Origin of the sequence: Allomuricauda sp. ARW1Y1 (assembly GCF_013407935.1) — a bacterium.
GTDB lineage: Bacteria > Bacteroidota > Bacteroidia > Flavobacteriales > Flavobacteriaceae > Flagellimonas.
In genome coordinates this window covers 45,722-58,462 of the sequence record NZ_JACBZU010000007.1, presented here as the reverse complement: position 1 = coordinate 58,462, position 12,741 = coordinate 45,722, and the positions used below count along the sequence as shown (strand labels likewise).

The window sequence follows — 12,741 nt, the reverse complement described above, 5'->3', positions numbered from 1 at the left end:
GTTATTTTCCTCAATCATAAATAGTGCAATGGGGTGCAAAGATAATGGTTATTACAGTTTAGTGACAATTTGGCAGTAATTTTTAAGATTATATTGTAGAATCCGCTGTTAGTCTTACCTTCAGGCGTAAATCATAACCAATACTACAATGAATTTCACCAATCTTTCCGAAAGAATCAAGCAAAGTCCACCGGTGGATTTTGGTGCTGTTTTTAATAATTCCGTTACACTGTTCCAGAAAGTTTGGTTGCAAGGGTTCGTTACCTTAGTGTTGACCTTTGTGAGCATTCTTCCCTTTTATTTGGTCATTTATGCCCCAATGATTGCCTTTGGGATTACCGATCCCGGAACCCTTCGACATAACCAAATGCCTCCAGTATTTTCCCTTTTTATGATTGTTTTTATGCCCATTTTCATGTTGGCCGTAATGACTATTTCACTGTGTTTGAATGCGGCTTTTTTGCGTATGTGTCGCAAGTACGACCTCAGGGAAATTGGAAAGGACGATTATTTTTTCTATTTCAAAAAGGAGTATCTGAAAAAGGCATTTATGGTATCCTTGGTTATGCTCGGTTTATCCTTTCTGGGTGTCCTTGCCTGTGGTTTGGGCATTATTTATTTAGTGGTTCCCATGTCCCTGTTTCCTGCCTTTTTTGCGTTCGACAGGGAGCTTTCTGCCATGGAGGTCGTGAAGGCTTCATTTGCCCTTGGCAATAAAAATTGGCTCATGATATTCCTGTTGGTAACAGTGGCAGGACTAGTTTCCCAGCTTGGAGTCATTTTATGTTTCGTTGGGGTGCTCTTTACAGCTATGTTCAGCAAAATCCCCATTTATTTTATCTATAAGGATGCAGTGGGCATTTCCATGGATGTGTAGTGACATTTAATAAAAAAAGCGCCTTTTTTTTTGAGGACGCTTTCTTTTAAGCTATCTAGCATTTCTATTGAGTGGAAATCATCTTAATTTGATTTTCATCTACTTTTTGATTGATCAGAGTAGCTTGTTTTTGCACTAGGGCATTCAGGTCATTGATTTCCTTGTCCAACTCTTTGGTCACTTCCACAAAGAATTCTTTGGCCTGTTTGGTGGGCCGTTGGTCCCCTCGCTGGGAATCGACCATTAAAAAGGCCAATCTGTTGTTGATTCGGATACCATAGTTTAATGGATCTTGTCTACTTTGGTTCTTGGTCATGTGGATGTTGTTTTCAATAACCGAAAGGGCCGTTTCAAAATCCTTTGCCATATTCTGAATCTCAGGATTGTCCTTGGTCTTTTCTTTGAGATACTCCAAATCCTTTTTGATGTTCCTAATATTGATGATGGCCTTGTTGGCTCGACTTACCTGGTCTCGAACCTGCATGACAAAATCGAACTGTTCTTGGAAATCGTTTTGGCTCAAGGCTATTCTTGGGTCTTTGACAATGTTGAAGGTCTGCTCCATGGAATCCCCATTTACGGTGAGCCTGGCCTTGTAGTTGCCGGGAACGGCCTTCGGCCCTATATTGGGCGAGGAATAAAACACCATCCCCTTGAACTCTTGGTAGCCGGGGTATCTCATGTTCCAAATAAATCGGTTACCTCCTTCGGATACCTCCAGTTTTTGTGTTGAGGTGGGGTCCAATCTATCAGGTTTCGCATGGTTGGAAAAACGTTGGATCACACTACCGTCCATTTCCAAGATTTCCATGGTCACCGTATCGGTTTCTTTTAAGCTCTTTAAGTAGTAATTGATGATGGCCCCATCCGGATGGTTTTCACCCACCAATTTGGTGTCGGGCTCCCCCCATGCTCGGTCTTGGTGCATTCTGTAGGCCATATCCGGCTTGTACAGATAAAAATCGCTGTTGGCCACCGCATCGGACAGTTGATGGAGTGGTGTGAGGTCATCGATCATCCAAAAACTTCTTCCGTGGGTCGCGGCAATCAAATCATTGTCCCTTACATGGAGATCTCGGATGGAGGTGATGGGCAAATTCAGTTGGAACGGGGTCCAATTTTTTCCATCATCAAACGAAATATACATGCCCCATTCGGTCCCTGCGTACAACAAGCCTTCGCGAACCTTGTCGGAACGGATGGCCCGTGTGTAATAGTTGTCCTTGATGCCATTGGTGATTAAGGTCCAAGTTTTTCCGTAATCATCCGTTTTGTAGAGGTAAGGGGTGTAATCGCCAAATTTATAAGAAGTGGCTGCCACATAAACGGTACCTGGGTCAAACGGGCTTGCATCGATACAGTTGATCATATTCAATTTGGGCGACATGGACTCCGGAGGGGTCACATTTTCCCAAGTTGTACCATTATCGCGGGTAACGTGGATCAAGCCATCGTCACTTCCAGTCCAAATCACTCCTTTCTCCAATACAGATTCTGTAATTACAAAAACGTTGGAATAAAACTCTGCCCCTGTATTGTCTTGGGTGATGGGTCCTCCCGAGGACATGATGGTTTCCGGAATGCCCCTTGCCAATTCTGGGGAAATGGTTTTCCAGGATTGTCCGCCGTCCGTAGTGGCATGCAAATAATTGGAACCTGCGTACAGCACGTTTGGGTCATGACGGCTAAATGTTAGGGGATAGTTCCAATTAAAGCGGTATTTCATGACTTCCGCGCCAGAACCTGCGGGATTGTCGGGCCAAATATTGGTAGATATGGTCTGTCCGGTGGTATGGTCCAAACGGTTCATATACCCTTTGTAGGTGCCGCCGTACACCAATTGATTGTTTTTTGGGTCCGGTGCCAAATGGGCACTCTCACCACCTGCGGTGGGTTCCCAGTCGGCCTCGGTAATGGCCGAGCCCGAAGAACGGTGGAAAATACGCAGAGCGGTATTGTCCTGCTGCGCCCCATAAATGCGATACGGAAAAATGCTGTCCGTGGTCACCCGATAAAACTGCATGGTGGGCTGGTTGAAATAGGTGGTCCAGTTATTTCCGCCGTCGTTGGAGATTTGGGCACCGCCATCATCGGCAATGATCATCCTTTGGTTGTTGTTGGGATCGATCCAAAGATCATGGTGGTCCCCATGGGGAGCATTTTTAAGGGTGAAGGTATTACCGCCATCGGTGGATACGCCATAGCTCACGTTCATTACCCAAACCTTATCCACGTTTTGGGTGTCGGCATAAATACGACTGTAGTACCAAGCGCGCTGCCTGAGGCCTCGGTTTTCGTTTACTTTTTTCCAAGTGACCCCAGCATCATCGGAACGAAAAACCCCGCCGTCCTCAGCTTCAATAATGGCAAAAACCCTATCCGAATCCAAAGGCGAAACGGCAATCCCAACAATTCCCCAAGGAAAACCGGGCAACCCCGAATGTTCGGAAATATCAGTCCAAGTATCACCCCCATCCGTGCTTTTAAACATCCTGCTATCCGGACCGCCACTGTCCATTCGGTATCCGTTACGTTTCATCTCCCAAGTTGCCGCATACAGGATTCTGCTGTTGTTGGGGTCCATAATGAGGTCGCCTGCACCTGCTTTATCACTGATGTAGAGTATTTTTTCCCAATTCTTGCCTCCATCGGTAGAACGGAAAACACCTCGGGTCTCATTGGGTTTCCAAAGGTTTCCGATGGCCGCCACGTAAACAAGGTCTGGATTTGTGGGATGGATACGGATTCGGGCAATATGTTCGGAGTCTTTCAAACCGATAAATTCCCAGGTCTCACCAGCATCCATACTTTTCCAAAGACCCTTTCCGGATGAAACGTTTCCACGAAGGGTCTGCTCGCCCTCGCCTACATATATAATGTTGGGGTCCGATTCGGAAACGGCTACGGCTCCAATGGAACCGCCAAAATACCCGTCGGAAATACATTCCCACGAATTACCAGCATCAGTGGTTTTCCAAACACCGCCTCCAGCGGTACCCATGTAATACAGATTGGGGTCGTTGATAACTCCAGTTACGGTGCCTGCACGTCCGCCACGGTGTGGTCCCACCATCCTCCATTCCATTCCGTCGTAGAGGGTTTCTTTAAACTGTGGGGCGTTGGTTTTGTTCTTTTTTCGCTGTGCGTTTGAGAGGTTAAAACATAGTAATGCAAGTACTATGGTCAAATAACGGTTGGTCATTGTTATGTGGTTATTGAGTTAGTCTTCCTAAAAATAACAATTATTTTAACCGCCCTCATCAAAGCCAGTAGAATTAATATAGTAATGGTAAAAAGTCTCCTTGTTTTTTACCGATTTTAAGGTCAAAAGAAATATGGGAAATGCGGATGTATAAATTTTAATATACTTTTGTTGAGACAAAAACCAGTGCATGCCAAAGAATTTAGTTATTGTAGAGTCCCCCGCCAAAGCAAAGACCATCGAAAGATTTCTAGGAAAGGAATTTCAAGTGGAGTCGAGTTTTGGACATATTGCCGATCTTCCTTCCAAGGAGCTGGGCGTTGATGTAGAGAATGATTTTAAGCCAAAATATACCGTTGACAAGGAGAAAAAGGCACTTGTAAAAAAACTCAAGGACTTGGCCCAAAAAGCGGAAACGATTTGGTTGGCGAGTGATGAGGACCGTGAGGGGGAGGCCATTTCTTGGCATTTGGCCGAAGAACTGGGACTGGACAAAAAGAAGACCAAGCGAATTGTTTTCAATTCCATTACCAAATCGGCGATCCAAAAGGCCATTGAAAATCCAAGGGACATCAATTACAATTTGGTGAATGCCCAGCAGGCCAGAAGGGTGCTGGACCGTTTGGTGGGGTATGAGCTTTCGCCTGTGCTTTGGAAAAAAATAAAACCGGGACTTTCTGCCGGCCGTGTACAATCGGTAGCGGTTAGGTTGATCGTGGAGCGTGAGCGTGAAATCGAAGCATTTACGCCAGAAGCCTCGTTCCGCATCAAGGCCGAGTTCAAAACCGATGGTGGCAGCACCTTTGGGGCTAAGCTGAACACCACGTTCCCAACCAAAGAAGCCGCAGAACAGTTTTTGAAAGAAAATATCGGAGCGGACTTTTCAGTTTCCGATTTGGCCAAAAAGCCAGCAAAAAAATCTCCGGCAGCGCCATTTACCACCTCCACTTTGCAACAGGAAGCGTCGAGAAAACTGTATTTCTCGGTAAGCCGCACCATGCAGGTAGCTCAGCGTTTGTACGAAGCAGGTTTGATTACTTACATGAGAACGGATAGCGTCAATTTGTCCAATGAGGCTTTGGCAGCGGCAAAAGAGGCCATCTTGGAAAATTACGGCCAAAAATACAGCCAAACCAGAAACTTTACGGGTAAGACCAAGGGGGCACAGGAGGCACACGAAGCCATTCGGCCCACCGATATGAAATTACAGTCCCCCCAATTGGAACGAGATCAGGCCAAATTATATGAATTGATTTGGAAAAGGACGCTTGCTTCGCAAATGAGCGATGCCCAATTGGAACGGACCAACGTTAAAATAAAGGCAAGTACCCATAGCGAAGAATTCTCTGCCAATGGTGAGGTAGTCAAATTTGATGGTTTTCTCAAGGTGTATTTGGAAGGAACCGATGATGAAGATAGCGAAGAACAGGATGGAATGCTGCCCGCTATGAAAGTGGGAGAGCCGCTTCAAAATGTATTTATTTCCGCGACCGAACGTTTTACCCGTCCACCATATCGCTACTCCGAAGCTTCTTTGGTGAAAAAGTTGGAGGAATTGGGTATCGGTCGACCATCAACTTACGCCCCTACCATATCTACCATACAAAATAGGGGATATGTGGAAAAAGGAACGGTCGAAGGTACCGAAAGAAAGTATGCGGAACTGGTGCTGGAGAACGAAAAAATAAAAGCTAGTACACTTACCGAAATGGTAGGTTCCGAAAAAGGGAAAATTGTACCTACAGATATAGGTATGATCGTGAACGACTTTTTGGTCACACACTTTACCCAAATCCTTGACTATAATTTCACGGCTCAGGTAGAAGAAGATTTTGATGAAATAGCATCGGGCGAAGAGGATTGGCAGGAGATGATGAAGAATTTCTACAACGATTTCCATCCCAATGTGTTAGAAGTCGAAGAAAATGCGGAACGCGCAAGCGGTGAACGTGTCTTGGGAACCGACCCCAAATCGGGCCGACAGGTATCCGTGAGATTGGGCCGTTTTGGTCCCATGGTGCAAATCGGAACTGTTGACGACGAGGAAAAACCGGAATTTGCCAGTTTGTTGCCCGATCAGTCGATAGGCACCATTACGTTTGAAGAGGCCATGACCCTTTTTGATTTGCCACGTAAACTTGGCGTTTACGAAGGCGAGGAAGTGGAGGCCAATGTGGGGCGCTACGGACCCTATGTGCGTTTTGGAAAAAAGTTCATCTCACTGGCGCAGGGAGAAAGTGCTTTTGATGTTGATATGGAACGCGCCATAGAACTGATCAAGGAAAAACAAAAGGCAGATGCGCCCATTGCCAGCTATGAAGGCAAAGAGGTTACCAAAGGTAAAGGTAGGTTCGGACCGTTCATCAAATGGGACGGTATGTTCATTAATGTGAACAAGAAGTATGATTTCGACAATTTGTCCAATGATGATATTGTTGAACTCATTGAAGCCAAAAAGAAGAAAGAAGCTGAAAAGGTCGTTCAGGAATGGCCCGAAGAAAAAATCAGGATTGAAAAAGCCCGATGGGGGCGTCATAATATTATAAAGGGTAGGGTAAAGGTGGAACTTTCCAAGGATGTGGATGCCACAAAAATAACCTTGGAAGAAGCACAGGCCCTATTGGATAAAAAAGCACCAAAGAAAAAAGCCAAGACAAAAGCGAAGAAATAAGTATGGCGTTCGATTTTCTGGTTCCGGTCAAGGACAAGGTATTGGCACATTGTGAATTGCTGCCAGAACAAGCAGTGGGCAAGAACGTTCACATGCACACCGAAAAGGATGGGCTTCCGGTATTTGCCCATGCCGATGTTGCTATTTTTGGCGTATTGGAGTCCAGAAATGCCTTTGAGAAAAAACCGGAAAAACTGGATCTGGACGAAGTGCGTATCCAATTGTACCGCCTAATGATGGGCAACTGGAACTCCACAATTATCGATATTGGCGATGTGGAGGAGGGCGACACCGTAGAGGATACCTATTTTGTGGTGAAGGAAATCGTGGCCGGGTTGTTGGAAGAGAATATCATACCTATAGTATTAGGACTCACCCAAGACATTACTTTCCCAACTTACAGGGCCTTTGACAATATAAAAAAGATGGTCAACCTGGTTTCCATTGATAGCCGTTTTGACTTTGGTGAGGATGATGAGCTCATTTCTTCACATTCCTATATGAGCAAGATCATCACCGATAAGCCCAACAATCTTTTTAATTTTTCCAATATTGGCTATCAGAGCTATTTTAATGCCCAAGAAGAAAAGGATTTGATGGAGCGTCTGTTTTTTGATGCCTATCGTTTGGGTGAAATAGCGGCCAATATCGAATTGGCAGAACCCGTATTGCGCAGTAGTGATATCGTAAGCTTGGACCTACGGGCCATTCGGGCCAGCGAAATGGGTATGACGCGTAACTTTTCCCCCAACGGGTTTACGGGGCGGGAGATTTGCGCCATTGCACGTTATGCAGGAATTAGCGATAAGGTTTCCCTATTTGGTATATACGAAGGGGAAAATTCGCATCAGGCATTCCAGATGATCGCCCAGATCATTTGGTATTTTATAGAGGGGCTCAGTTTCCGGATAAAGGAATACCCCAGCTCAAAGAGCGAAGACTTCACAAAGTTTACCGTACCCACGGACACGGAGGAATTGATCTTCTTCAAAAGCCATGTCACAGAAAGATGGTGGGTAGAGGTACCAACAATTTTAGCAGAGCATACTAAAACAAATTCGGTGGCGTTATTACCATGCACCGAAGAGGACTATTTGGATGCTTGCAACCAGAACATCCCCGAAAGGTGGTTCAAAGCCTACAGAAAAGGCTTGAACTAAATAAATTAATTTTTTGATCATTAATTGTTTTTACACAATAATTCATTCAAAAATCAGTTTTGAGAATAATGAATCTGTGTAGCCACAGTTATTTAAATCTTGAATCGAACAATTTAACCTAAAGTATGAGAAAGCTATTCTTTTCATCTATAGCACTTGTTTTTTTGCTTACCAGTTGCGGCTCTAAATCAAGGTCCAAAGGTGAACTAGTTGGGGTCAGTGGTAAAAAATGGCACCCAGAAAAACCTTATGGAATGGAATTGATTCCCAGGGGAGCCTTTGTTATGGGTAAAGCCGAGGAGGATCAGGCCAAAGTATTGAACGCTCCTACAAGAACGGTAACCGTTCGTTCCTTTTATATGGACGATACGGAAATCACCAACAGTGAATACCGTCAGTTTGTCGAGTGGGTCAAAGATTCCATCGTAAGAACAAGATTGGCCATTTTGGCCGATGAGTTGGGGATTGGACCTGAGGACGAGGGCATCGGCGAGTATGCTTTTAAGGATACCGACACTACCGAACTTTCGGTTTACGACAAGTACATGTTGGACAACTACGCCGGCCTTGGGGCAACTGGATACGAAGGCAGGGCGTTAAACAAGGATGTGGACCTAGTGTGGGATACTTCAGAATATCCCGATGAGTACTACGCTGAGGTTATGGATTCCATGTATCTTCCCGAAGAGGAAAGCTACAACGGATTGCGAAGCATCGACGTTACCAAAATCAAATACAAGTATAGCTGGATGGACATCGAGGCTGCGGCCAGGGCACGGTCTGGAAGCCGAAAGGACTTCATCAAGCAAGAAGAGTTGGAAATCTACCCAGATACCACCGTGTGGATCCGTGATTTCGAATACAGTTACAATGAGCCCATGCACAACGATTACTTCTGGCACGACGCTTATAGTGACTATCCTGTAGTAGGAGTAAACTGGATGCAGGCCAAAGCGTTCTGTAACTGGAGGACCAAATTCAAGAACGACGATCAAAAAAGTCGTGGAAAGCAATTTGTCAACCAATTCAGGTTACCTACCGAAGCAGAGTGGGAATATGCCGCCAGAGGTGGTATTGAAGGAGGAACTTACCCTTGGGGGGGTCCATATGTGATTAGTGATACAGGTTGTTTTATGGCCAACTTTAAGCCACAACGTGGAGACTATGCCGCCGATGCCGCACTGTATACCGTAGAGGCCAAATCTTTTGAGCCAAACGATTACAACTTGTACAACATGGCCGGTAACGTTTCCGAATGGACCAACTCCAGCTTTGACCCCGGAGCATACGAATACCTTTCCACCATGAACCCAAATATTGGTTCACAGGACAACAAACGTAAAGTGATCCGTGGAGGTTCATGGAAAGACGTTGCTTACTTCCTGCAGGTGAGTACAAGGGATTACGAATACCAAGACTCTGCAAGAAGCTACATTGGTTTCAGAACCGTTCAGGATTACATGGGCGAGGAAGATTCCACCAACGGGAGCAGAAGCGGACTTTAATACAATAACAACGAGGAGAACATTATATAAATAACAAGTAACAGTAGTAACCAAATACTTATTTATATAACACTTAATTAAAACTAGAATTATGGCACAGTCAAAATCAACAAAAAAGCTGTTTAACATGGCCTACGGGCTTGGAGCGTCAGTGGTAATCATTGGTGCATTGTTCAAGATCCTTCACTGGGAGTTTGGACCACTTACTGGTGGACTTCTTCTTGCTGTCGGACTTATTACGGAAGCATTGATCTTCGCTATCTCTGCATTTGAACCGGTAGACGACGAATACGATTGGTCTTTGGTATATCCAGAATTGTCCGGAGGTCAAGCGGATGCCAAAAGAAAGCAAGAGGCAAAAGATGCCCAAGAAGCAGAAGGATTGCTTTCCAAGAAATTGGACAACTTGCTTAAAGAAGCTAAAATCGATTCCGAGCTATTTGCCAATTTGGGAGAAAGTATCAAGAGTTTTGAAGGTGCCGCCAAGAATATCACTCCTACAACAGATGCAATTCAGCACACTAAGAAATACTCTGAGGAATTGTCCCACGCCGCAGCCCAAATGGAATCTTTGAACAGCTTGTACAAAGTACAATTGGAAAGTGCTAGCAGACAAGCTTCCATTAATGAGGAAGTAGTACAGAACGCAGGAGCGTTGAAAGAACAAATGCAATCTTTGGCCACCAACCTTTCTTCATTGAACGGTGTGTACGGTGGTATGCTAACCGCCATGGGAGGCAGAAACTAATTAGAGGTTTTTGATCAACAAAAAACAAACCAAATCAAATTAATTATTAAATCTAATTAGAAAAACATGGCAGGAGGAAAACAAACACCACGTCAGAAGATGATCAACCTTATGTACTTGATCTTCATCGCGATGTTGGCATTGAATATGAGCAAGGAAGTACTTGCGGCTTTCGGACTTATGAACGAAAAGCTAGAAACTTCCAACACCAACATGGACGCCAATAACTCCAGTTTTATGGCCAGCTTGGAAACCAAGAAGGATGAAAACGAAGAGGAGTACGGCGAACTGTACGAAGATGCTCAGCAGATCAAACAACTTTCCGATAACTACTACAGCTATTTGGAAGGATTGAAGAAAGAAATGACCGCAGATTTGGAAGATCCAAAAGATTATGTGGTTATGGACAAGTCTGACTACTTGGACCAAAAGTTCTTTCAGGGCGACAATTTGGGCCCAGAAGGGAAAAAGTTCATGGAGCAGATTGAAACCTATCGTGAAGGCGTGATCAATGCTTTACCAGCAGAAGGTTTTGAATCTTTGAAATCAGCTGTAAAAACCCGTTTTGCCACAGGAGGTGAAGACGGTAAGGTTGAGAAAAGAGATGGTACACGCCAAGATTGGATCAACTATCACTTCGAAGGCTTCCCTTTGGTAGCTTCTTTGACCAAGATGACCCAATTGCAGGCCGATATCAAAACTACCGAGCAAGAGGTGTTGAAGACCCTTTTGGAAGGTGAGTTGACCGAAGCGGTTTCCTTGACCAATTTTGCCAGTTCATTGGCTGCCCCTAAAACGGCCTATTACGCTGGTGAAAAATACGATGGTAAAATCATTGTGAGCAAAACGGACAAGACTTCCACTCCCGTAAAAGCAGAACTGACTTTGGACGGAAGACCATTGACCGAAGGAAAAGATTACGAATTGGAAGCTGGTGGTATCAAAATGTTGATCAGTGCCGGTACTCCAGGTGACCACACCATCAAAGGAACTATGATCTTTAAGCAAGATGGCGAAGAGGTGCCAGTGGAAGTGAACAACACTTTCGCTACGATCTCCATGCCTAATGCAGCGGTAATCTCCGCAGATAAAATGAACGTGGTGTATCGTGGTGTTGCCAACCCAATGACAATCTCTATTCCAGGTATTCCTGATAATAAGGTAAATGCTTCAGCTCCTGGTTTGACCAGAAGAAGCGGTAGCCAGTATATCATGAACCCAGGTACAGGAAGGTCTGTGACCATCACTGCCTCTGGTACATTGCCTGACGGTAAGGGAATCAGCACCAAGTCTGAATTCCGTATCAAGGATATTCCAAGGCCAAGTGGTACTGTTCGAGGAGAGTCCGGAAGCATCAAAATGCCAAGGAACAACCTGGAAATCGCCACTGTTAGCGCTATGTTGGAAGACTTCGATTTTGACTTGAACCTTGCGGTAAGCGAGTTTAAGTTCAAAGTGCCAGGTCAACCTACCGTAGTGGTGCAAGGCAACAAATTGGACAGCAGAGCCAAATCTGTACTTAGAAGAGCCGATAGAGGCGAGTCTGTCCAGATATTCGATATCCAAGCTTACATCACAAACAACAAGAGCTACAAGTTGAAAAAAGTATCTCCTGTAGTGGTTGAGCTTACAAACTAAGAAGTATAAAAAGTATACAAGTGATCATGAATTGGAAAAACGCATTGTTAATTGGATTGTTGGGCATATTGCCAGTATCAATCATGGCGCAGGCAAACATTTTGAATGCCAAGCTGCCCGAAGATATCGGTAAAAAAACCCAAGCTCAAATAGAGCAAGATGCCGATGAGCCATTGGAATACGGATATGTGGATGATAGGGATATCCTTTGGTCCAAGACCGTATGGGAAATCATCGATCTTGACGAGCGAGTCAACTTTCCACTCTATTACCCAACCGATACCATAGGTATTGGGGCGGATAGAAGGTCGCTGTACCATGTGCTGATGAAGAACATCAGAAATGGAAACCTTACGGAGGTTTATGCAGACTCCTACTTTACGGAAAAACGTAAACTGGCAGACCTTGCTGCTACCTTGAGCAAAGTGGATACCACCGACCTTGGTTACGAGCAGGTAAACGCCGGCGAGCAGGTTTCCCCAGAGTTTATCAACAAAAGGGACTTGACCGCTGCCGATATCGAGGAGTACCGTATAAAAGGTATCTGGTATTTCGACAAACGCCAGGGAGAGCTTAAGTATCGCTTATTGGGAATTGCACCCGTTGCTCCCGACGTGAACTTCATCGACGATGAATCCATCGATCCAGGAGAAAACAAAGTGGAATTGTTCTGGGTATGGTATCCAGCGGCACGTAAAATTTTGCACGATGCCAAAGTATACAACCAGCGCAATTCGGCAAGACCCATCTCTTTTGATATGCTATTGAACGCACGTCGTTTCAATGGAGTGATCTACAAAGAGGAAAACGTTCACGAAGATCGTGAAATAAGTGATTATATTTTTGATAATGCATTGTTCCAACTCTTGGAGGCCCAACGAATCAAGGAGGGCATACGAGACAGGGAACAAGATATGTGGGCATATTAATGAAACCCAAC

8 protein-coding genes are annotated in these 12,741 nt (G+C 44.8%); 7 read left to right on the top strand and 1 reads right to left on the bottom strand.

Features of this window, described 5'->3' with window-relative positions:
- Positions 1-148: 148 nt before the first annotated feature.
- Positions 149-877 (top strand): hypothetical protein, encoded by a 729-nt coding sequence (locus tag GGE08_RS14980; RefSeq protein ID WP_179385695.1) that lies wholly within the window; start codon positions 149-151, stop codon positions 875-877.
- Between the two features lie 64 nt (positions 878-941).
- On the opposite strand, the gene GGE08_RS14975 is transcribed toward GGE08_RS14980, so the two are convergent.
- Positions 942-4,079: a VPS10 domain-containing protein gene (locus GGE08_RS14975; protein WP_179385694.1), complete on the bottom strand. Its 3,138-nt coding sequence runs from the start codon at positions 4,077-4,079 to the stop codon at positions 942-944.
- 190 nt (positions 4,080-4,269) lie between these two features.
- On the opposite strand from GGE08_RS14975, the gene topA reads away from it, so the two are divergent.
- From topA to gldN, 6 genes are all read left to right on the top strand, one after another.
- A complete protein-coding gene (gene topA / locus GGE08_RS14970; RefSeq protein WP_179385693.1) occupies positions 4,270-6,750 on the top strand; it encodes a type I DNA topoisomerase in 2,481 nt (826 codons plus the stop codon).
- A gap of 2 nt (positions 6,751-6,752) precedes the next feature.
- Complete coding sequence (locus GGE08_RS14965; RefSeq protein WP_179385692.1) at positions 6,753-7,910, top strand: formimidoylglutamase; 1,158 nt, start codon at positions 6,753-6,755, stop codon at positions 7,908-7,910.
- A gap of 125 nt (positions 7,911-8,035) precedes the next feature.
- The gene (gene gldK / locus GGE08_RS14960) at positions 8,036-9,415 is read left to right on the top strand and encodes a gliding motility lipoprotein GldK (protein ID WP_179385691.1); all 1,380 of its coding nucleotides are present in this window, start codon (positions 8,036-8,038) and stop codon (positions 9,413-9,415) included.
- Between the two features lie 91 nt (positions 9,416-9,506).
- Positions 9,507-10,163, top strand: a complete 657-nt coding sequence (gldL, locus tag GGE08_RS14955) for a gliding motility protein GldL (protein WP_179385690.1) — start codon at positions 9,507-9,509, stop codon at positions 10,161-10,163.
- Positions 10,164-10,229: 66 nt separating this feature from the next.
- On the top strand, positions 10,230-11,801 hold the full coding sequence (gldM, locus tag GGE08_RS14950; RefSeq protein ID WP_179385689.1) for a gliding motility protein GldM: 1,572 nt from the start codon (positions 10,230-10,232) through the stop codon (positions 11,799-11,801).
- A gap of 26 nt (positions 11,802-11,827) precedes the next feature.
- Positions 11,828-12,730 (top strand): gliding motility protein GldN, encoded by a 903-nt coding sequence (gldN, locus tag GGE08_RS14945; RefSeq protein WP_179385688.1) that lies wholly within the window; start codon positions 11,828-11,830, stop codon positions 12,728-12,730.
- Positions 12,731-12,741: the final 11 nt, after the last annotated feature.